The organism is Aerococcus viridans (assembly GCF_001543285.1).
In the GTDB taxonomy this organism is placed as follows: domain Bacteria; phylum Bacillota; class Bacilli; order Lactobacillales; family Aerococcaceae; genus Aerococcus; species Aerococcus viridans.
On sequence record NZ_CP014164.1, the window covers coordinates 1,867,116 to 1,887,928 of the forward strand.

The 20,813-nt window shown below is 41.2% G+C and carries 22 protein-coding genes and 2 pseudogenes; 5 read left to right on the forward strand and 19 right to left on the reverse strand.

The window, feature by feature from the left end; translation table 11 throughout:
* The first annotated feature begins 26 nt into the window (after positions 1–26).
* Entirely contained in the window at positions 27–803 is a 777-nt protein-coding gene (locus tag AWM76_RS08835) for a DeoR/GlpR family DNA-binding transcription regulator (protein ID WP_039934690.1), read from the forward strand.
* A 55-nt stretch (positions 804–858) separates the two neighbouring features.
* Here AWM76_RS08835 and AWM76_RS08840 read toward each other — a convergent pair.
* From AWM76_RS08840 to AWM76_RS08875, 10 genes and pseudogenes are all read right to left on the reverse strand, one after another.
* A pseudogene (locus AWM76_RS08840) lies at positions 859–1,134 on the reverse strand (catalase); the annotation flags it as partial.
* A 310-nt stretch (positions 1,135–1,444) separates the two neighbouring features.
* Positions 1,445–2,629, reverse strand: a complete 1,185-nt coding sequence (locus tag AWM76_RS08845) for an NADH-dependent flavin oxidoreductase (RefSeq protein ID WP_003141161.1) — start codon at positions 2,627–2,629, stop codon at positions 1,445–1,447.
* Between the two features lie 105 nt (positions 2,630–2,734).
* Positions 2,735–2,899, reverse strand: a complete 165-nt coding sequence (locus AWM76_RS10605) for an ArsR/SmtB family transcription factor (protein ID WP_420869283.1) — start codon at positions 2,897–2,899, stop codon at positions 2,735–2,737.
* A 425-nt stretch (positions 2,900–3,324) separates the two neighbouring features.
* Positions 3,325–3,663 (reverse strand): winged helix-turn-helix transcriptional regulator, encoded by a 339-nt coding sequence (locus tag AWM76_RS08850; protein ID WP_003141160.1) that lies wholly within the window; start codon positions 3,661–3,663, stop codon positions 3,325–3,327.
* 193 nt (positions 3,664–3,856) lie between these two features.
* Complete coding sequence (locus tag AWM76_RS08855) at positions 3,857–4,519, reverse strand: DUF6241 domain-containing protein (protein ID WP_003141158.1); 663 nt, start codon at positions 4,517–4,519, stop codon at positions 3,857–3,859.
* Positions 4,520–4,781: 262 nt separating this feature from the next.
* Complete coding sequence (gene yaaA, locus AWM76_RS08860; protein WP_003141156.1) at positions 4,782–5,513, reverse strand: peroxide stress protein YaaA; 732 nt, start codon at positions 5,511–5,513, stop codon at positions 4,782–4,784.
* A 377-nt stretch (positions 5,514–5,890) separates the two neighbouring features.
* On the reverse strand, positions 5,891–6,451 hold the full coding sequence (locus AWM76_RS08865; protein WP_039934686.1) for a DapH/DapD/GlmU-related protein: 561 nt from the start codon (positions 6,449–6,451) through the stop codon (positions 5,891–5,893).
* Between the two features lie 141 nt (positions 6,452–6,592).
* On the reverse strand, positions 6,593–7,489 hold the full coding sequence (locus tag AWM76_RS08870; RefSeq protein WP_003141153.1) for a macrolide 2'-phosphotransferase: 897 nt from the start codon (positions 7,487–7,489) through the stop codon (positions 6,593–6,595).
* A 97-nt stretch (positions 7,490–7,586) separates the two neighbouring features.
* Positions 7,587–7,781, reverse strand: coding sequence for a hypothetical protein (locus AWM76_RS10780; RefSeq protein ID WP_003141151.1), 195 nt, complete (start codon positions 7,779–7,781; stop codon positions 7,587–7,589).
* Positions 7,782–7,874: 93 nt separating this feature from the next.
* Positions 7,875–8,243, reverse strand: a complete 369-nt coding sequence (locus AWM76_RS08875; protein WP_003141150.1) for a hypothetical protein — start codon at positions 8,241–8,243, stop codon at positions 7,875–7,877.
* 678 nt (positions 8,244–8,921) lie between these two features.
* Here AWM76_RS08875 and AWM76_RS08880 point away from each other — a divergent pair.
* Positions 8,922–10,820, forward strand: a complete 1,899-nt coding sequence (locus AWM76_RS08880) for an endonuclease MutS2 (RefSeq protein ID WP_003141148.1) — start codon at positions 8,922–8,924, stop codon at positions 10,818–10,820.
* A gap of 137 nt (positions 10,821–10,957) precedes the next feature.
* Here the strand turns inward: AWM76_RS08880 and AWM76_RS08885 are convergent, their stop codons facing one another.
* On the reverse strand, positions 10,958–11,428 hold the full coding sequence (locus tag AWM76_RS08885) for an RluA family pseudouridine synthase (RefSeq protein ID WP_003141146.1): 471 nt from the start codon (positions 11,426–11,428) through the stop codon (positions 10,958–10,960).
* 517 nt (positions 11,429–11,945) lie between these two features.
* Between AWM76_RS08885 and AWM76_RS08890 the strand changes: the two genes are divergently transcribed.
* From AWM76_RS08890 to gloA, 3 genes are all read left to right on the forward strand, one after another.
* Positions 11,946–12,449, forward strand: a complete 504-nt coding sequence (locus AWM76_RS08890) for an ECF transporter S component (protein ID WP_003141143.1) — start codon at positions 11,946–11,948, stop codon at positions 12,447–12,449.
* A gap of 356 nt (positions 12,450–12,805) precedes the next feature.
* Positions 12,806–13,372 (forward strand): EcsC family protein, encoded by a 567-nt coding sequence (locus tag AWM76_RS08900; protein WP_003141141.1) that lies wholly within the window; start codon positions 12,806–12,808, stop codon positions 13,370–13,372.
* 159 nt (positions 13,373–13,531) lie between these two features.
* Entirely contained in the window at positions 13,532–13,912 is a 381-nt protein-coding gene (gloA, locus tag AWM76_RS08905; protein ID WP_003141139.1) for a lactoylglutathione lyase, read from the forward strand.
* A 119-nt stretch (positions 13,913–14,031) separates the two neighbouring features.
* On the opposite strand, the pseudogene AWM76_RS08910 reads toward gloA, so the two are convergent.
* The 8 genes and pseudogenes from AWM76_RS08910 to AWM76_RS08945 all read right to left on the reverse strand — a co-directional run.
* Positions 14,032–14,865: pseudogene (locus AWM76_RS08910) on the reverse strand (IS3 family transposase); the annotation flags it as partial.
* Positions 14,823–15,578, reverse strand: coding sequence for a helix-turn-helix domain-containing protein (locus AWM76_RS11155; protein WP_003143816.1), 756 nt, complete (start codon positions 15,576–15,578; stop codon positions 14,823–14,825). The gene AWM76_RS11155 and the pseudogene AWM76_RS08910, both read right to left, overlap by 43 nt.
* A 292-nt stretch (positions 15,579–15,870) precedes the next feature.
* The gene (gene trpA, locus AWM76_RS08920) at positions 15,871–16,641 is read right to left on the reverse strand and encodes a tryptophan synthase subunit alpha (protein WP_003141550.1); all 771 of its coding nucleotides are present in this window, start codon (positions 16,639–16,641) and stop codon (positions 15,871–15,873) included.
* Entirely contained in the window at positions 16,634–17,818 is a 1,185-nt protein-coding gene (gene trpB, locus AWM76_RS08925; protein ID WP_003141549.1) for a tryptophan synthase subunit beta, read from the reverse strand. The genes trpA and trpB overlap by 8 nt, the downstream gene beginning before the upstream one ends.
* Positions 17,811–18,425: a phosphoribosylanthranilate isomerase gene (locus AWM76_RS08930; protein WP_003141548.1), complete on the reverse strand. Its 615-nt coding sequence runs from the start codon at positions 18,423–18,425 to the stop codon at positions 17,811–17,813. The genes trpB and AWM76_RS08930 overlap by 8 nt, the downstream gene beginning before the upstream one ends.
* A complete protein-coding gene (gene trpC, locus AWM76_RS08935) occupies positions 18,425–19,207 on the reverse strand; it encodes an indole-3-glycerol phosphate synthase TrpC (RefSeq protein ID WP_003141546.1) in 783 nt (260 codons plus the stop codon). The genes AWM76_RS08930 and trpC overlap by 1 nt, the downstream gene beginning before the upstream one ends.
* The gene (gene trpD / locus AWM76_RS08940) at positions 19,204–20,232 is read right to left on the reverse strand and encodes an anthranilate phosphoribosyltransferase (protein ID WP_003141545.1); all 1,029 of its coding nucleotides are present in this window, start codon (positions 20,230–20,232) and stop codon (positions 19,204–19,206) included. Before trpD ends, trpC begins: the two co-directional genes overlap by 4 nt.
* Positions 20,225–20,812: an anthranilate synthase component II gene (locus tag AWM76_RS08945; RefSeq protein ID WP_003141543.1), complete on the reverse strand. Its 588-nt coding sequence runs from the start codon at positions 20,810–20,812 to the stop codon at positions 20,225–20,227. Before AWM76_RS08945 ends, trpD begins: the two co-directional genes overlap by 8 nt.
* Position 20,813 lies beyond the last annotated feature (1 nt).

A 20,813-nucleotide genomic window follows, 5' to 3' on the forward strand; every position in this document is an offset into this window, starting at 1 on the left:
TTACCGGAAATGAGGTGAACTCAACAATGTTAAAAAAGAAGAGACATGAATTTATCTTAGATTTATTAAAGCGTAACGGCACCGTATCCGTAACTGATATCGTCGAGAAGTTAAATGTATCAGATATGACTGTGCGACGAGACTTAACAGAACTAGAAGAAAGTGGTTCATTAAGACGGGTTCATGGGGGAGCCATTTCACTAGGCGAATATCCAAAAGAAGAACTATCTCATGACGCTAAGAAAGTCATTAATATCAGCGAGAAAAACCGTATCGCTGAAAAAGCGATTGAGCTAATTAATGACGGTGACATCATCTACATGGGCCCTGGTACCACCATGGAAATCATGGCTCAAAAGATGGAACGGCAAGATTACGAGGTATACACCAACTGCTTACCCGTCTTCAATACCCTGGCTGATAAAGACATCAATGTCTACCTACTAGGGGGTAAAATTAAGAAGAATACCCAAGCTTTTAATGGCTATATCACCCTTGCTGTACTGGAAAACCTAAAATTCCACAAGGCCTTCTTTTCTGCCAATGGGGTCACCAATAACAGTATTATGACTGCCACCCTTGAAGAAGGAAAGACGCAGGAACTGGCTCTGAATAATTCAACTGAGAAGTACCTACTGCTAGATGCCTCTAAAGTTGGTAAAGAGGACTTCTTCACTTACTATTCTTTAAACGATGTGACTGCTGTAGTCATTAATAATGATGAAGACCATCGGTATGAACGGATCATTAATCATTCTAATATTCTACTAGTTTCTGACTACGAAAAAAACTCCAAGAATTAACCATTTCGTTAATTCTTGGAGTTTTCTTTTCATTTTTTACACTTTTGCAGTTTGTCTACTGTTGGTGTACACGAATGCAACTACCGTTAGTAGGTGAAACACCAATACCTGGAACTAAAGCAGCAGGGTTAAATGAAGCTTCTTCAACGTCTTGGAAATAGTTTTCAGGGTTTTTATTTAATTCCATTACCCCTAATTCAACAAACGGGAAGTCTTCTTTTGGCCATACATTCGTTAAGTCAAAGGGATTAAAATCTACTTGCTTAGCTTCTTCTTCCGTCATAATTTGGAAATACAATGTCCATTTTGGATATTGGCCAAATTCAATCGCATCAAATAATCGGTATGCATTGCAGGGTTACCAGGAACCACTTGGTTTCGACTTACACTATTTTTTACTAGTCCGTTTTTAGACATTGGATTTTTCAAAATAAAACCTCCTATTTTTTATCCTTTAAGGGTAACACTAGCTAGAAAACTACTCAAAAAATTTTGCTTATTTTAAACTAATAAAAAACATTTGTCATATATAAACCTTTAATTAATGAGTACTTACCCTTTCTGTAGCAGCGAGCGACTAATTATAAAAGAACGATCATTTAAAAAAAGCGTTCAAATGAACGCTTCTAAAATACTATTATTTATTTCCCTAACATGTCATAACGACCTGTATGTAAGTGTCTTATCGTTTCACCACCTGGTAGTGGAGGTAAGCCTAATGAATCTTCACGAGAGAAGGCTTCTTTCAGCCCTTCTGTCCATGAGACATAGTCCATGTTTTCTGGGCTAATTTCATGGAAGATCTCATTTCCGCGCCCTTCTAGGATCTTACGGCCAAATTGTGGGTCTACTAGCGTACCACGGCCAACAACAACGATATCTGTATAGTTTTCTACTGCATCTTTAGCACTTTCTTCGTCAAAGACACCACCAACCGCTAACAATTTAGTTTGGTCATCTAATACGGCCTTAAATAATTTAGCATATGATTCATCCACGCCATTTGGTGTAGAGTTGTAGCCTCCCCATAATGATAGGTGGATATAGTCGAGTTCATTTTTCACAATTTCAGAGACTAAGGCTGTAGCATCTCTGTAGTCGTAACCAACCACATCGCCGTGAATTTCTTCAGGGCTGAGTCGATAACCAATAATAAAATTGCTTGGCGCTTGTTCAGCGACTACGCGTTTCACTTCTTTCACAACTGCTAGGGGGAAGGCCATGCGTTTCTCAAGGCTGCCACCCCATTGGTCGTTTCGCTGGTTTGAAAAGGCTGAGAAGAATTGTTGCAATAGGTAGTGGTTGGCTCCGTGGATTTCAACCCCATCAAAACCAGCTTTTATCGCACGATTTGTTGCCCGTCCAAAGTCTTTGATGATGTCTTCAATTTCTTGACCAGTTAATTCACGTACTGGATAAGATAAGAAATCGAAGTCAATGGCTGATGGTGCCACAACGTCTTGACCAGAAATCGCTTGACCTACTGCTGCTCGACCTGAGTGGTGGATTTGTAGGACAGCTTTGTTGCCATCTTTCTTCATAGCCGTCGCTAATTTTGTTAGACCGTCCAAATGGGCATCAGAATAAACCGCTAATTGCTCTGGGTAGCCAGGATGGTAGGCAGGTCCCCCGTTTTCACTGACATAATGGAATTCAGTGACGATTAAACCTCCTGCTTGTGACCGGGCACCGTAGTATTTCAAGGTGTCGTCGCTCACAAATCCGTTGCGTTTACCAGATTGGGACTGCATGGGTGACATGGCTACCCGGTTATTTAAAACGGCTCCGTGACGTAGGGTTACTTTGTCCGTTAATTTGTTTGTCATTCTGCTAGCTCCTTATATACATTTTCTTCATCATTTATTTCCGACTGTTATATCGATAAAATTCGATATGTTTGGATAAAACATGGGTTGCTGACTAGCTAATACCTATATTTCCTTATCAATAAATTTGCGTAATTCTTGAATTGCGGCCTCATTGCGACGGTAGTATATCCACTTACCAAGCCGAGTTGTGGTCACCAAACCAGCCTTACTCATCATGGTTAGATAATGAGAAGTCGTGGATTGGGTAAGCCCAAGCGCCCGTTGGATTCTTCAAATAGTACATAATCAGTAAGTGGTGTTCATTTGCTAAAGCCTTAAAACATCTATCGACGCTAAATAATCACCTCCCCTTTTCCAAAAACATAAAATAATCATATCGAGTTATTTCGATATGTAAAATGAATCGACTCAAGCAAGCTAAATTTTTGACTATCTTCTGTATATGCACTTTGAACACAGGAAAATAAAGATAACAACTGTCGCTTTAAATCCTTAAAGGAGAATCACTATGGACAGATATTCTGTATATGGCAGCCTAGTCACTAAACCTGGTCATCAAAGGCGAAAAAGCCCAATTTTAAACATGCGCTTACTCATCAAATAAAAGAAATTTTCCAAAAAACACGCCCCCATACTGATTCTTCTTTCAGTATAGCGGCGCATTTTAGTTTTTTCAGACTAACCGGCACAAGTCATTTTGACAAATCTTCTAGAAATTCGTCGCCCCAGTCACAAATTGCATAGACGACATTATCCAGTCTTTTACCTATATCAGTTAGCTTATATTCAACTTTTGGTGGCAACTCTTGATAGACCACTCTTTCAATCACCTGGTCGCGTTCTAATTCTCTGAGTTGTCGAATGAGCATTCGTTGATTAATGTCTGGCAATAAGCGCTCAAACTCGCTTAATCGTAGCACTTCCTTTTGCAATAAGTGATAAATGATGGGAATCTTCCATTTACCACCGATAATCGATAGCGCCAAATCCTTTGTTGTATAGAATTCCTTGTTATTAAATTCGATAAGCATTGTATCCCTCCATTCAGAATTTTGAACTGAATCATTCTTAAAAATAACGCTATTAAAGATACCACAGTATGGTTAAGTACAGAAAAACTTTGTACTCTGGATAGGATAGTCGTTTATATATTTCTCCATCGACGAAAAAAGGTTGAGTCACGATGATCTCAACCCTTATTTTATATTGTTCTGCCCAGCATCCTTACATATCTACATCTCTAAAATTAGCTTCCACAAAGGCAGCTTCTTGATCATCATCTGATAAGGCATAGGCTTCACCGATATCCCCATCTTTGTTGGTCCACACGTAATTGTGGGCGTAAACGGCATTTGAGAAGTCCCCTTCGTTCCAAGCGGTTAACACTTCAATGTAGAAAGGATAGTGTTCAGAGTCACTAAATGCTTCAGCTTGTTCAAGCATGATATCGATTCTTTCTGGTGTGATTTCTAATGCACCCTGTTTCGAGTTGGCTTGAACTTTTTGATGGGTCATATAGTGGATGGCATTTAGAAATTGGCTTTCTTGGGTAATATCAATATGCAACCAAGAACCATATAATTCTCTACCCATTAAGACCTTGGTTTCCGCTTCTTGAGCAAGCGCTTGTTCGATTTCTGAACCATCATATTCTGAACCTTCATCTTCTAAATCCTCTGCTTCTTCAGATTCGCTCTCTTCTGATTCAGATGATGCACTTGAGGCCGAACTAGAAGCTGTAGAACTTGTAGTCGACGCTACTGAACTTGACGCGGCGGTGGTACTCGATTCGCCTGATTCACTTACACTAAAGTAGACCACAGCAACAATCCCACCCGCGACTACTAGAGCTAAAAAAATTAAAAATGCATTTAATACCTTTTTCAACGATACATCCTCCCAAAATACTTTTCCTTCATCTACAAATTCTGTTGAATTGACACCCCGTTCTCACTACAAGATGTCATTGGTCACTAGAAAAATACCCATTTCCCGATTAAACCGATAATGACTGTCCAAGCAAGTGCTTATTTCCAGTCAAATTTATGGCGTGTTACTTTCATCTAAACCCTCCCAAACTTTGCTTGCGAAATAATTTTAAAGCCCTCTTCATCCCTTTTAACCACCTTATCATAAACGGCACCGTAATTTAACTTCTTTGCTTAATAAATACGAACTTCTTATCATTTGAGTAGTTTGATTCGAATTGATAACCGTCAGCGTCGAATTTTTTTATATCTGTAAGATTTTTAATTTGATTGCTGGCTAAAAAGGCAACCATCTTACCACGCCCTTTTTTAGAAATGGTTGAATGTTTTTTCAATCCATCTGTCTTATTTGGGTCGTATTCGTAAAATTCAAAGTCGACCCAATGGTAGCGCCCTTGGTCCAACATCACTGAAAACTCCTGGCTCGCCAGATTTAAGACCGTCTCCCCCTTTTCAAAAAAGTCATTAAAATCACTTCCCCATAGGTGGCGCAAGTTTTGGCCTTCGACTTTAAGGGGTGTGTTGAAGTCGAGTCTGTAGGGGCGGATGGGGTCGGTGGCTTTGATTGGGCCGTATAAGGCGGATAGGATGCGGAAATGTTGGTCTAAATAGCTTGCGATTGCTGTGTCTGCATCGTCCACAATAAATTGACGGAAGGCGAGGCCGTTATAGAGGTCCAGGGCTTGGTAAGCAGGACCCGTATTTAATTGTCGGATATAGTCTTTGACTTGTGACACTTGTTGGTCAGAAATTTTGTAAAGTTTTTTCAACTGGTCGTTTGACTGGGCTTGTAGGGTTTGGATAATAGCTTGGGTAGTGGCTGAATATATCGGTTTATCTGTTGAAAGTTTATCTACTCTCGTTTCTTTAGCAGGGGCAAAAATAATTTTCATTGTTCACTCGTCCTAACGCTTATAATCTATGGTCCTAGTTTAGCTTATTCTGTGGCTGTTGGCCAAATGATTGCCATGTGTATTGTTAGCAACTTTTGTCCAAAACCCCTATGCTAAAAGTAACAAATAATTGAAATGAGAAAGGATGCTTTTCATGGGGAAATTAGACGGAGTGATGGCACATCACGCAATCTAATCCTGAAGTGGCACGAGTCTGACATTTTTAGAGCAGCTTTCGGAACATAGTGACATAGGGATGCCTATGCATTAGAAGGAGCTCAACTTCAGGGTGTGATTTCTGAAAGCGACTTTAAATGCGACCAATTCCTACTAACATAATAAAGACCAACAAAGCGACGTTTTGTTGGTCTTTTAATTTACCCAATTTCAATTTCTTTGATAATCTTCGCCGATACGCCACCAACGATTGTATTCTCTGGCACATCCTTAGTCACCACGGCACCTGCTGCGATAATCGCCCCATCACCAATGGTCACACCAGCTAAATTCGTCGCATTAGCGCCAACCCACACATCCTTCCCGAGGGTAATGGCCCCTGGAATCAGGGAACCACGGTCACTTGGATTTTCAGCATAGTTCAAGGTTGCCATCACCACATTATGGCCAATCAAAGCCCCGTCCCCAATGTAAATTCCGCCTTGGTCTTGAAACTTGCATCCGGCATTGATAAAGACATTTTTGCCAAAATGAATATTCTTCCCAAAGTCAGTGTAGAAGGGTGGAAATAAAGCGAAGGTTTCGTCAATCTCTTGTCCTGTTAGATCTGCTATCAATTGACGAAGAGCTGCTGGTTCATGGTATTGATTGGTAATTTTTAAAGCTTCCTGACTCATCTGGTGCATGATTTGGTGGGCTGATGACCCAGATTGGACACGTTTACCCTTTTCCATATCATCTAAATAGGTTTGTAAGTCCATGATTTTCGCTCCTTTATACTGGTCTTTCTTGCTTATCCTTAGTATAGAAGCCAAGTGGGCAGACCACAACTATTTAGGCGGATAAATAAAAAAGATGAGGCCCAGTCAGTACGACTAGACTCAAATCTATTTTATTTAAAATTATCCTTTCGCCAGCATATCTGCTGCTGCTTTAGCATAGTCTTCGCTGCCTGAAGCAGCTGCAAATTCTGCGATGGTAATGGGTTGAATGGATAGTAATTCAATAATATGGTCTTTCATCTTGGGCCAAGTATAACCACCCGCTTGACCGTAAGCATTGATTAAATCCTCTAAAGCTGTTTCACCAAAGAGTAAATAATGGGCGGTGAAGTCGTTGGCCATATCCCCTACTTGAGCTTCTGTCCAGTCAATAACCCCTACAACACTATGGCTTTCGTCTACTAGGATATGACCTGGGAATAAGTCGCCGTGGTAGAAGCCAGTTTGGTCTGGCCATAAACTTTCGTCCGCCAACCATTTTTCCCAACGCGCAAGCAAGTCTTCATTCACTGTATATTTTGCTTTTACAGCGTCTATTCGCGCCTGCATGTTGGCCCGTAAACCACTGGCTTTTTGACTTTTAATGCCAAGTTCTTCAGCTTTTGCGACTGGAATTTGGTGGATATCAACCAAGGCCTTGGCTAATGATTGTGTATATGTCGTTGGAACATTTTCCACATCAAACAACCAGTCGTTTTCATAAGTTGTCATATCGGTTGTGACTGCTGGACTGCCAGCAACACTTTGATAAGCAATCAACTGCTGGTCAAAGACTGTCCAGTTAGGCACTTCTACTATCGTCACTTCTTGGTTAACAAGGTCTAGAATGCCCTTTTCCAATTTGGCTTTTTCAAAAACTTCATCTCGTCTCGGTACCCGGAGTACCCAGTTTTCTTGGCCTTCATCTTGTCCTAAGACGACTTGAAAATCCAAGCCCATATTGACGGCAACTAGGTTGTCCGCCAATAAGTGAATGCCAAAATTCTTGGCTAATTGAACGATTTCATCTGTTTGCATTTATTCTGCCCTTTCTGTTATTCGATCGATTTAAACATGCCCAAGCGAATCATGACGAACCTGCTTAATCCTCTAATTTGCCTACTAAACCAGCTACCTAGTCTAATGGTTCTGCGAATACAATGCCTTTGCCTTCTTGGTCCATGCCTAATTTCGTATAAATGGACCGGCTAACCTCCATGTATTTCGATTCTTCAACAATCACCATCAAGATTTCATGCATGGGTGCCACTTCAAATCTTAAAAACGTTTTGGTTTGTGGCCGATACCCTTCCTGTGAATGACGGTACACTCTTGGAACCCAGCGGCTTTTGCAGCTTCAATGACCTCGCCTGTTCGTCCACTAGGCCCTACCGCATATACTGAATACTATATAAGTGACCTCCTAAAATCGGTGTAAATTAACGATGTCTCTTGTGAATGCGATGGCCCCAGCTTCACTTAACTGGATGGCATCATAGGCATTTCTGAACTCGCGTAGTTCTTGCACTTTATATCTTGGTACAATTTGCATGACGATATCTATCTCCAGTTGAATAGATCGCCTTTGATAATTCTTGGATAATCCAGCTGACCCGTGCCTCTGAATGAAAACGTGTTGGGCCACATATAAAGCTTGAGTGGCGTCAATGAATTCCTTGCCTTCGTAGGTACAAATGGTCGTCACTAATTTGTATGGACCTTCGTGTTGGTGGTCTACCCGTTTTTTTTCGACACTCAGGTCTACCCCAACTAAAAATAAAGGTGAACCCACCTATAGAAATACGACACCTATCAAAAACCTTACCATGGTTAGCCAAGCGACTAGTTGTAAAAATAGCTGTATCAATAGGACCACACCTACCATGGGTAGAATTTACATTGATGTCTCCTTAAAATTTTCAATTAATTTAGCCAGACTTTCCCCACCCCTTATAAGGATTCATCTCTATTTAATCCTATCATGAATTAAGGGGTTAACAAAATTTGAATACTGAAATTTTTGCATTTTTAGCAACCCCCTTCCTTCAACTCAAGTCATTTTCAAATTCCCTTTTACTTTCAGCCATAAATTCCGTATACTAAAAAAGTAAAGTCAATTTCAATGACAAATGAAAGCCATAAATTTTTAAGAAATCGAGGATTGTTTATGAGTGCGGTAGCCGCAAACTAAGTTATTCAAATCAGAAGTAAGATCATTACCGGGACGGACATTTAGTCACCCGCTTTTCAACGTGGTTTTATTTCTAACTTAGAAGGTGCCTACCTCACTTTACAAACATGCTGGATATTGGAATGCCCCTAGATGAACTAGGTCTATTTCCCTATCCCTCTTGATTTGAAGCTACGGTGTGCCCGTGGCTTCTTTTTATACCCACATATCATTGAAATACTGGGAGGTTCCCTTCAATTCGCCCTAAGTAAAATTGCCTATTGATGAGGAGAAATATACATGAATCAAAATACCTATGAAAAATTACAATACGAGGCCTTTAAAGCCATGGTCCGTTCTTACTGTGTCAGCGAACTTGGTGGTCAATTAATCGACAAATTAAGCCCGTCTACCAATCTTGACGTGGTCCAATTACGGCTAAAGGAAACATCAGAAGCCCGCGCCGTTATTGATACCGGGTCATCCGTCCCCTTTATGGGGGTCACTAACCTAGACCATACCCTGACCAAGTTAGACAAGGGGATTGTCCTGACCGCCAGCGAACTTTTCGCGGTAGCTGAATTCTTGCGGGGGTGTCGTCGGATTGCCGGCTTTATGGACAAGCACGCCTTTATCGCCCCAACCCTTGCCCAGTACGCCCAATCAATGACCGACCTCCGCCAGATTGAGGAGGAAATTCATTTTGCCATTAGAAATAATCAGGTAGATAACGAGGCTAATCGTGATTTGAAACGGGCTCGCCACCATATACAAACAATCGAAGAGAAAATTAAGGATCGCCTAAACAAATTTCTGACCAGTGCTAGCAATAAGTCCTACATCCAGGAATTCGTCGTGGCCTACAAGAACGACCACTACACCATTCCCATCAAAGCTTCCTACAAAAATCAAGTTCAAGGAACAGTGATTGAAATGTCACAAAAGGGCACAACAATTTTTGTTGAGCCTAACGTGGTCAGCAAATTATCCGCCGAGCTAGATGCCTTGCGTGCCGAGGAAGCCATGCTTGAATACCAGATTTTAGCTGGTTTAACCGGACTAATCCTTGAAAACACCCAGCTGATTAGGGTCAATATTGAGTTAATTGCTCAGTACGACATGATCTTCGCCAAAGGGAAATACAGTCGTCAAATTGATGGCATTGCCCCGTCAACAAACGATTATGGTTACATCAACCTGGTAGATGCCAAGCACCCCCTATTAACGGAGCCAGTCGTACCTTTGAATTTCACCATTGGAGACGACTACCGAAGCTTGGTCATTACCGGACCAAATGCCGGTGGGAAGACCATCGTCTTAAAAACGGTCGGGTTAGTGACCCTCGCTACCATGTCTGGCTGTCATATCGCCGCTGACCCTAAAACGGAAGTAGCCGTTTTTGACCAGACTTTCGTCGATATTGGGGACAACCAAAGTCTTGAAAATGCCTTATCCACATTCTCATCGCATATGAAGAATTTATCGGATATTTTGCGCGTGGCCAACAACAATACCTTGCTCCTTTTTGATGAAATCGGCAGTGGGACTGAACCCAATGAAGGTGCCGCCCTAGCGATTGCCATTTTAGAAGCGTTTTACCTGAAAGGTGCGATTACCGTTGCCACCACCCATTACGGTGAAATCAAGGACTTTTCAGACCAGCATCCAGATTTTATGAATGCCGCCATGCAGTTCCAGAATGAAAGTCTAGAACCTACCTATAAATTATTGATGGGTCAAGCCGGCGCCAGCAATGCCATGTGGATTTCCCGGAAAATGGCCGTTCCTGACCATATCTTGCAGCGAGCAGAAGGCTACCTAATTGATAAAAACTACCAATTTGACCTGGTCAAAGACAACAAAGTCAGAAAAGCCAAAGCCGATAAACCAGGAGACGATCTTTTCACTGACTACCAAAAAGGTGATCGAGTGACCCTACTTGAAACTAGCCAATCTGCTTTAATTTATTCACAGGTGGATAAATACCATCAAGTAACAGTTTATGTTGACGGTGAATATGTGGATATCCACATCCGCCGTCTACAATTAGACCAAAAAGCCAGCGACTTATACCCAGATGGTTACAATTTAGACAACCTATTTGTAGATTACGCTACCCGTAAACGCAACCACGACATTGAACGCGGGTCGAAAAAAGCCCTGCGGAAAATCCATAAAGAATTGCGTCATAAAGATTAGTTTTAAGATTAAGTTAAGGTTCTAGTATCGGATTAAATAAAGATGGGGGAAATGGCCCACCACTTCCATTCTGGTTATTGAAAGCCGATTAAAAAAGCATTGCCTGAAATTTTGGGCAATGCTTTTTTTCGTTATTTTTACCAAATATTCCAAGGATAAGCTTCTGGCAAAGGTGATGCTACAGAGATTGGGGTCTTTTGAACAGGATGGGAAATGGTTAAACTATTAGCCCATAAAGCAATTTGTTGGCCCACTTTACTGTATTGTGCACCATATTTTTGATCTCCCCAAATAGACGTACCAATTCCTGCCAGTTGAACTCGAATTTGATGTGGACGGCCGGTCTGTAACTTTACGCTAAGTAGACTGAGTCCGTCTCTAGATGCGATCACACTATAATCTAGGACGGCCTTTTTTCCTTCTTTATGGTGCTCTGAAACAATTGACACTTTATTCTTTTGTCGGTTTTTGTACAGGTAATTCACAAGGCGGCTGCTAGCCTGTTTCGGTTTCTCATTGACCACCGCCAAATAGGTCCGTTCCATTGCGTTCCGCCGAACCTGGTCAGATAATCTTGACGCCGCTTTTGAAGTCTTGGCGAATACCATTGCCTCTACCCCTTTTCAAACATAGTGGCCCCACCATAGCATACCGAATTAACTTTCCCTAATTTATCTAGTTTTATATTGCTATAACTGATCCCCTTTCCAAACTCAAAAGGTTCTAAAACTTAGAACATCAACTTTTTACCTACCTAACCACTAGTACATATTTCGTTTTTCAATATTAGTGGTAAATGCATCTCTTTATAGTAGTAATAAAGTTACTACGTATTTCCAACATAGCTACAGCAATAAGTTTTTCTTTATAAGGACCTTTGACATTTTATAGTGTTCTTGGGCTTTTTGAGTGATTGAATAGGTTATGATAGGCAATCGATAATAATTAATCTTTTATAGAACAAATTTAATCCAGTTATAAGCATTATTCTTTTCTTCTTCGATAAAAATGAAAACGTTTTATATATCTTTCTTTATTTTTCATCAAATGGTATGATAAAGATTGGATTAAAAAGGTATATATTATCTAATAAAAATTTCATTTAATGGATATTTTTATTTTTCTATGGTTAGGGAGGAAAATTTTATGAAAAAGCAATATGCATTTTATGCTGTAACGGCGGCATTAGTGGTAGCCATTTCTTTATTTATCATTATTCCTGTTCCTGCATCGAATGGATTCTTCACATTTGCCGATGTAGGTATCGTCACAGCTTCACTGGTTTTTGGGCCAATAGGCGGATTAGTTGTCGGTGCTATGAGTGGTGGTTTAATTGACTTACTTTCAGGCTATGCACAGTGGATTATCTTCTCAGCAGTTATCCACGGAGCGCAGGGATATATTGCTGGTTTAGCCAAAGATAAAGGCCGTAAAGAAAAAGTATTATACTTAGTTTTATCCGCAGTTGTGATGATTGTCGGTTATGCGATTGCTAGTTGGATCTTATATGGTACGGCTGCTGCAGCGATTGCTGGCTTATTCACTAACATTCTACAATCTGGTGTAGGGGTCTTGATCGCTATTCCAATCAGTATCCGATTAAAACCAGTTATTGAACGCTACTTATAGGTTGAATATGTAGTTAAAAGGAAATGACCACTAGCTCGAACCTCGAGTTAGTGGTCATTTTTGATTTGATAGCTATTGTTCTATTATTGTTAGTGCTTCGTTAAGGACTTTTTCACCCTTCATCAATATTAAATTCAAATGCCATAGATATAAGAATCAGTCCACTTACCCTTAATCCAAAACCCTTGAACAAAATATACTTCTCTGCGCTTTCACATAAGCAACTTGACGATGCATTCCTAACATTGACATTAGCTACAATTCGTTGAGCTTTGAAGTTGGTAAAGATAAAGACAATCAAAGTCCGTACACCTCTACTACTATTAATTTTAAGGTTAGTTTTGATAACTTATCAAATGTCTATAGCATCTATTTCAAGTGTCATTAATAAACTAATATCTGCACAAAAAACAAAAGCTACTACGTCTGGAATTATAACAGGTTTTGGTGGAATTATTACTATGCCAGTAACAGTTCCTGCGAATGTCGCTTCTGTTTTATTAGTGCAAATGAGAATGATAGCAGCTATCGCACTCATCCGTGGGTATGATCTGAATAGTGATCAAGTAAAAACATTCATTTATGCGACTTTAGCAGGCAGCTCTGTTGCTGATGTAACTAAGAAAACCGGAATTATTATTAGCAATAAAATGATGACGGGAGTTATCAAAAAAATACCAGGGGAAACATTGACCAAAATTAATCAAGCTGTTGGCTTCAGATTGGTTACTAAATTTGGAACTAAAGGTGCTATCAACCTAGGAAAAGCTGTGCCGGTTGCTGGAGCTGTAGTTGGCGGTGGAATCGACTTATTTACCTCAACAGGGATTGCTAAGTTAGCTAAAAGAACCTTTACCGATGATGGAATCGATGTTGGAGATGGTACTATTATTAATAAGTCTGAATTTGAAGTCATAGACTAGATTAAACGCTTGTCCTCTGTAGCCAATCATCTCCTCAACAGACTTTTCTTTTTTGCGACCTCTTCTTTCTTACAGTCTCACTAGTCAATCCATATCATGCGACTGTATTTCTCATCTATGTTATGATGAAATTAATCAAAAATAGCGGAGGTATTTAGAATGAGCCAAGTACTTGTTGAAATTTGTTTACGTGTGAGAAATATTGATGCGACTTTAGACTTCTATACAAATCTATTTGATTTTGAGGTAGCTAGCCGCAGAGAGTTTCCGGAGAATAAATTTGATTTAATCTACTTAAACTCACCAGGTTCAAATGTCCAAATCGAGTTAACTTACAACTATGATGCAGATCCATACACAATTGGCGACGGCTTTAGCCATTTAGGTGTAACTGTTGATGATTTAGAAGCTATGCATGAAATTTGTAAAGCATCTGCTTATGAAACTGGCGACTTAAAAGGTCTTTCAGGAGGCACACCTTCATACTTCTTCGTGACTGACCCAGATGGTTATCGTATCGAAGTTAAACGTAAAAAATAAACTTCTTAGCATTTTAAAAGGCGTTACCCTAGTTTAGTCTGAACTGCCCCCTGTCAAGTAGACAGGTAAATAAACAAAATTTTTGTGCCATGTATGATACTTTTCATCCATGGCTTTTTTTATGCCGGAATGCTTAAGCCCATTTTTAACGTCACCCGTTGAGTGTTATAAAACCCAATATATTGTTTAATATCATTCTCTAATTCTTCAAAGCTCACATAAGTCTTCAGCCGATACATTTCTTCTTTAATAATTCCCCAAAAGTTCTCCATTGGACCGTTATCAATGCATTTCCCCACACGAGACATACTGTGGGTGAGTTGATGTTTCTTCACAAAATTATTAAAGTCGTATGACGTGTATTGATATCCCCGATCGCTATGAATAAGCGTTTGGGTTGATATAATCTTGTCTTCAATTTGGCGAACTGTATCACGAACTAAGGCATTATCATTACGTTTCGATAGTTTAAAGGCTACGATCTTATTTTCGCCATAATCCAATATGGCACTAAGATAAGCTTTGGCGTTCTCTCCATACTTAAATTCAGTCACATCGGTTAATAAGACTTCCATCGATTGATAGTCCTTTCGGAATTCTCTATTGAGGACATTATCGGCGATATGTGCAGGATTGTGGGGCTTGTAACGATATCGTTTCCGACGGATAACAGCTTTCAAGTTCAGTAATTTCATCAAACGATAGACACACTTATGGTTTACTTTAGCGTTCATGAAGTAGTTCAGATAGATAGTTATTCGACGATAGCCATAAATACCTTTATGCTTTTCATAGACTTGAAGGATTAATTCAACAAGCTTTCGAAGCCGTTTTTCCGACGCAGTCGGCTTGCGTTTCAACCACTTATAATAACCCGCTCTGCTCACACCCAAAGCATCACAGAGATGGATTACTTTGTATCCTTCTTTTTGTAGTTTCTTGATCGTTTGGTATTCCGCTTCATACCTCGTTTGCGTGACATCAACTCTCTTTCCACTTCTTCTAACTTTTTTAACGCTACGTTCTCCGTTTCTAGATACTCATTTCGTGCTCTTAAAGCTGCATTTTCAGCCCGGATTCTTTCTTCTTCCGTTTGAACAGAGTTTGGTTTGCCGCGACCTCGTCCATCTACTAGTCCGTCAGGACCATGCTTCTTATATTTTTGAACCCATGAATACACGTTATTGTAGGACACCTGATACTTCTCAGCAGTTTTTTTATAAGATAAACTATTAGCTAGGCAGTCTTGGACTATTTTGATTTTTTCTTCTTGTGTTGATTTTTTATCTGTCATCGTATACACCTCGGATTTTGGAGAATAGCTCCTCATTTCTTCCCCTTTAGTATACTTGTTTATCCAGCTCCTGACAGTATCAACTTTTGGGATATTATATTTAACAGCTAGCTGACCTATAGGTAATCTATCTTCTAAATATTCTTTCACGACTAAGTCCTTAAATTCTTTGCTATATTTATTGTACTTAGATTTAACTTGAATCCCACTAATTCCATGCTCTTGGTATCTTAAGACTTTATCCCAAAAGGACGTCCAATTAATTAATAAACCATAGGCTTCTTTTAATTCTTTGAAACTGATTCCTTCATTCAGATACATCAAAATATATCTTTCGATTTCTTCAGTTGTATGTTTACTGTTTGAACGCATAAAAATCCCCCTAAAGTAATTTTTCTTTTTTAAGTGTCTACTTTAGGGGGAGCATATCAGTCGCTAGGGTAACGCCTTTTTATTTTGCTTTCACGCCTATTGAAATACCCATTTCGTGTGCTTCAGGATACGTATAAATGTAGTGTAATAAGGTTACCTGCTCGTGAAAAAATTGTATATATGCTCTCTTTTTAGAGTGGGAAGATGGCTCTAGCCTACTTGCATTGTTCATGGTGGAGTAACGGTATTTTCTTCAAAAGCATCCACTTTTACCAATATTTCCTAGAGCATGCTACCGTAGGGCTGCTTGCATCTCATGAACGTAGTCATAAATGTAAGACTTGGCATCATTTCCGTGGGCTTCAACTAGACGCACAATGCCGCTACCTACAATGACGCCATCTGCTTTGGCTGAGATATCTTTCACTTGGCTTGGTGTATTAATCCCAAATCCAACGGCTACTGGTATATCTGAAACAGCACGTATTTCCGCCACCATGGCAGAAATATCCGTTGTGATATTAGACCGCACGCCCGTTACCCCCATAGATGACACTAGATAGATAAAGCCTTGAGCCTTTTTGGCAACATCTTTAATCCGGTCTTTAGAGGTCGGTGCAATTAAAGTAATGACTTCAATCCCGTATTGATTCGCAACAACTTTCACCTCATTATCTTCCTCAAAAGGCAAGTCAGGAAGGATAATACCAGAAACACCAATTTCCTGACATTTAGCGAAAAACTTGTCATAACCATACACAAAAACCGGGTTTAAATAGGTCATAAAAACTAATGGCACATGGATTTGATCCTGCAATGAAGCTACCATATCAAAGACGTTATTCAAGCGCACCCCTGCTGATAAGGCCCGGACACTCGCATTTTCGACAACTGGCCCTTCAGCGATTGGATCTGAGAAAGGAATCCCGATTTCAATCAGGTCAGCCCCTGCTTCTTGGGCGGCTAGGATATTTTCAGCTGATTGGTCCAGGTTGGGATCGCCTGCCATCAAATAGGAGATAAAGGCTTTTTTATTTTGGAATGCTTCAGCTATTTTACTCATAAATCTCTTCTCCTTTATAACGGGCAATGGCTGCCACATCCTTGTCCCCACGTCCTGATAAACAAATCACGATGCTTTGGTCTGGTGACAGTGTTGGCGCCAATTTTTGGGCGTAAGCAACAGCATGGGCAGATTCAATCGCTGGAATAATCCCTTCTATTTTAGATAGGTATTCAAAAGCCGCCACCGCTTCATCATCTGTTACTGGCACATATTCTGCACGGCCAACTTCATTTAATCGAGCATGTTCTGGCCCAATCCCTGGGTAGTCAAGACCCGCTGAAATGGAATAAACTGGGGCGATTTGACCATATTCATCTTGGCAGAATAAACTCTTCATGCCGTGGAAAATACCTGCCGTCCCCTTAGCCATAGTCGCTGCGTGTTGAGTGGTATGAATCCCTTTTCCAGCGGCCTCACATCCAATTAACCGAACTCCTTCATCTTCAATAAAGTGGTAGAAAGTCCCAATCGCATTAGACCCGCCACCCACACAAGCAATGACCGCATCCGGCAATTGCCCGTGATTTTTCTGGAATTCATCTTTAATTTCACGAGAAATCACACTTTGGAAGTCCCTCACCATAGTTGGATATGGATGAGGCCCCATGACAGAACCTAGAACATAATGCGTATCTTCCACCCGGTTACTCCATTCACGCATGGTTTCATTCACCGCATCCTTCAAGGTTTTGGTCCCCTTAGCCACACTGTTCACCTTAGCCCCCAATAATTCCATCCGAAAGACATTTAAAGCTTGGCGGTCTGTATCTTCTTGCCCCATAAAAATTTCACATTCCATCTTCAACAAGGCCGCCGCTGTCGCTGTCGCCACCCCGTGCTGACCAGCCCCAGTTTCTGCAATTAAGCGGGTTTTCCCCATTTTTTTCGCCAACAAGGCTTGCCCTAGGACGTTATTAATTTTGTGCGACCCGGTATGGTTCAAGTCTTCTCTTTTTAGATAGACCTTGGCCCCACCTAAATCAGCCGTCATATTCTCTGCATAATACAAACGCGACGGACGACCCGCATAATCATTTAATAAAGCAGTCAATTCTTTCTGAAAGTCTGGATCATTTTTATAAAAATTGTAGGCTTCCTCCACCCGTTGCACTTCCGCCATCAAGGTTTCTGGAATATACTGGCCACCAAAGTCGCCAAATCTACCATTAGTCATGTGTTACCTCCCGTATTTTCGCTACGAATTCCTGCATTTTCACTGGATCTTTGACCCCATCTGTTTCAAGTGACGACGACGCGTCTACCGCATAAGGCCGAACCACTTTTAAGGCCTCTTCAATATTATCAACCCCTAGACCTCCAGCCAGGAAGAAGGGCTTATCTTGGTATGCTGACACCATTTGCCAGTCAAATACTTTCCCTGAACCACCGCGACTAGGACTCAAGCTGTCGAATAATAAATAGTCCGCTTGACTTGGAGCCACCACCAATTCATCTCCAACCGCAACCGATTTGATAATGTCTTGGTCAACTTGACCCTTCAACTGTTCAATATAGGCCTGGTCTTCTTCACCATGTAACTGGATTAAATCAATAGTCCCCGCCTGACAAATGGCTACGATTGCTTCAATTGGGGCATTCACAAAGACACCCACCGTTTGAATATCTGCCGCTAAATCACGTCTAAATTTTGCTGCTAAGTCAGGCGCCACATACCGCTTAGTCCCTTCCACAAAGATAAAACCCACGAAATCTGGTTTAGCCGCATTTGCTGCCTCAATATCTTCCGGCCGTCTCAAGCCACAAATTTTCACTTTAACCATTACAAAGCCCCTTTAAGTTCACTTAATTTCGCTTGTTTATCGTCAGCCAACATCATAGATTCACCGATTAAAACCGCGTCCACTCGGTTGTCATGTAATAATTTGATATCCGCTGCTGTCTTAATCCCACTCTCAGCCACAAAAATCGTGTCATCTGGCGTCAGATTTCTCAAGCGAATCGAATTTTGGAAGTCCACTTCAAAGTTATGTAAATTCCGGTTGTTGACCCCGATAATCCGGCTGCCCGCTTCAATAGCCATGGCAACTTCATCCGCGTCATGGGCTTCCACTAAAAACGACAAGCCCAATTCATCTGCTAAAGTAATGTATGCGGCCAACTGGTCTGGACTTAAGATTGCACAAATCAATAGTATAGCGTCCGCCCCGATTGCCCGGGCTTGGTAGATTTGGTAAGGGTCGATTATAAAATCTTTTCGCAAAATGGGAATAGTCACTGCTTGGCTAATTTCCCGTAAGTATTGGTTACGCCCCTCGAAATAATCTTCTTCCGTTAAAACCGACAAGGCCGTCGCCCCAGCCGCTTGGTAATCTTTGGCAATGTCCACATAAGGAAAATCTTTGGCGATTAAACCCTTTGATGGCGAGGCTTTCTTGACTTCGCATATAAAGGACATGTCCCTTTCTTTCAAAGCTTGTTCAAAAGCAAAAGGTGGCAAATGACGGTCTGGTAAAGTCGCTAACAAGTCTTCCAAAGGTGTTTTCAACTTGTCTTCGGCTACCCTTTTCCCCCGAGCGAGGACGATCTCATCTAAGATACTCATGCAGTGACCTCCTGACCAATACGGTTTGTTGCGGCAATAAATTCGTCTAATTTGGCTTTAGCCTTACCTGAATCAAGCATATCTTCAGCTAGACGGACACAGTCGCGTAAAGACAGTTCATCTTTACCCATGTACAGGCAGCAAGCCGCATTCATGACAACGATATTGCGGCGGGCACCTTGTTCACCGTTTAAGATATCTAAAGCGATCTGAGCATTCTCTTCTGGACCACCGCCGATTAACTCGCTCAATTGACCGCGTTCAAGGCCGAATTGTTCTGGGGTAATAAAGTAGCTAGTCACCTTACCATCATTGACTTCACAAATAGTCGTGGTATCAGTAATTGTAATTTCGTCCAAGCCGTCATGACCGTGAACCACCATCGCCCGCTTCACATTCAATTGGTTTAATACTTGAGCAAGTGGTTCCACTAATTTCTCGTCGTATACACCCAATAATTGTTTGCTTGCACCCGCTGGATTGGCTAAGGGACCTAAAATATTGAACATGGTACGGGCTCCTAATTGTTTACGGACAGGCGCCACATGTTTCATGGCTGAGTGGTAAGTTTGGGCGATCATAAAGCAGAAGTCTGTTTCCTCTAAGATTTGTGCACTTTGGTCCGCCGTTAGGAAAATATTTGCGCCCAAGGCTTCCAATACATCCGCTGACCCACATTTACTCGATACTGACCGGTTACCATGTTTGGCTACCGCAACACCAGCAGCCGCAACGACAAAGGCAGAGATGGTTGAAATGTTGAAGGAATTTAGCTCATCCCCACCCGTCCCAACAATATCAAGGACGTCTTTTTTTGCGGATAATTTAAGGCCTTTATCACGCATGACTTCAGCTGAAGCAGTAATTTCGTCAATGGTTTCACCCTTCATCCGCAAAGCCGCAAGGTAAGCACCCATTTGACTGTCAGTCGCTTCCCCTTCCATCATCTGGTTCATGACTTGGCCTGCCGTTTCTTTAGATAAATCATTGCCTAAGAATAATTCATTAATCGCCTTGTTAATCATGTGTATTTCCTCCTACTTTAAGAAAATTCTGAATCATCGTTTCGCCGGAAGGTGTTAGTATCGACTCGGGATGGAACTGGACACCAAACATTGGGTGTTTACGGTGACGGACAGCCATCACCTCACCCTTGTCCGATTCGGCAATCACTAGTAGCTCATCCGGCATACTTTGTCGGTCCGCAATCAGCGAATGGTAGCGGGCTACTGGCACAACTGGCGGTAACCCTCTAAAAATCTCACTCCCACTCGCCACATGAATGGTGGACTGTTTCCCGTGGACAGCTGGCTGGGCATGAATAATATCCGCCCCGTAAGCTAGACACATCGCTTGAAGACCTAGACAAACCCCTAAAATTGGAAAATGGTCAGCCAATTCTTTGGTGACAGCCACTGTGACGCCTGCATCCTCCGGTCGTCCTGGCCCAGGAGAGATAACAATATGTGAGGGATTTAAATCAATAATTTCTTCGATGGTGACTTGGTCATTTCGCACAACTTGGATAGCTTCATCCGTATTCTTGCCGATCAATTGGTAGAGATTGTAAGTAAAGCTGTCGTAGTTATCAATCAGTAAAATCATG

Excerpts from the sequence above, each read along its gene's own strand:
- AWM76_RS08835 (WP_039934690.1), top strand. The coding sequence starts at position 27 with ATGTTAAAAAAGAAGAGACATGAATTTATCTTAGATTTATTAAAGCGT.
- AWM76_RS08845 (WP_003141161.1), bottom strand. The coding sequence starts at position 2,629 with ATGACAAACAAATTAACGGACAAAGTAACCCTACGTCACGGAGCCGTT.
- AWM76_RS08850 (WP_003141160.1), bottom strand. The coding sequence starts at position 3,663 with ATGCTTATCGAATTTAATAACAAGGAATTCTATACAACAAAGGATTTG.
- yaaA (WP_003141156.1), bottom strand. The coding sequence starts at position 5,513 with ATGAAAATTATTTTTGCCCCTGCTAAAGAAACGAGAGTAGATAAACTT.
- AWM76_RS08865 (WP_039934686.1), bottom strand. The coding sequence starts at position 6,451 with ATGGACTTACAAACCTATTTAGATGATATGGAAAAGGGTAAACGTGTC.
- AWM76_RS08870 (WP_003141153.1), bottom strand. The coding sequence starts at position 7,489 with ATGCAAACAGATGAAATCGTTCAATTAGCCAAGAATTTTGGCATTCAC.
- AWM76_RS08880 (WP_003141148.1), top strand. The coding sequence starts at position 8,922 with ATGAATCAAAATACCTATGAAAAATTACAATACGAGGCCTTTAAAGCC.
- AWM76_RS08885 (WP_003141146.1), bottom strand. The coding sequence starts at position 11,428 with ATGGTATTCGCCAAGACTTCAAAAGCGGCGTCAAGATTATCTGACCAG.
- AWM76_RS08890 (WP_003141143.1), top strand. The coding sequence starts at position 11,946 with ATGGTTAGGGAGGAAAATTTTATGAAAAAGCAATATGCATTTTATGCT.
- AWM76_RS08900 (WP_003141141.1), top strand. The coding sequence starts at position 12,806 with ATGTCTATAGCATCTATTTCAAGTGTCATTAATAAACTAATATCTGCA.
- gloA (WP_003141139.1), top strand. The coding sequence starts at position 13,532 with ATGAGCCAAGTACTTGTTGAAATTTGTTTACGTGTGAGAAATATTGAT.
- AWM76_RS11155 (WP_003143816.1), bottom strand. The coding sequence starts at position 15,578 with ATGCGTTCAAACAGTAAACATACAACTGAAGAAATCGAAAGATATATT.
- trpA (WP_003141550.1), bottom strand. The coding sequence starts at position 16,641 with ATGAGTAAAATAGCTGAAGCATTCCAAAATAAAAAAGCCTTTATCTCC.
- trpB (WP_003141549.1), bottom strand. The coding sequence starts at position 17,818 with ATGACTAATGGTAGATTTGGCGACTTTGGTGGCCAGTATATTCCAGAA.
- AWM76_RS08930 (WP_003141548.1), bottom strand. The coding sequence starts at position 18,425 with ATGGTTAAAGTGAAAATTTGTGGCTTGAGACGGCCGGAAGATATTGAG.
- trpC (WP_003141546.1), bottom strand. The coding sequence starts at position 19,207 with ATGAGTATCTTAGATGAGATCGTCCTCGCTCGGGGGAAAAGGGTAGCC.
- trpD (WP_003141545.1), bottom strand. The coding sequence starts at position 20,232 with ATGATTAACAAGGCGATTAATGAATTATTCTTAGGCAATGATTTATCT.
- AWM76_RS08945 (WP_003141543.1), bottom strand. The coding sequence starts at position 20,812 with ATGATTTTACTGATTGATAACTACGACAGCTTTACTTACAATCTCTAC.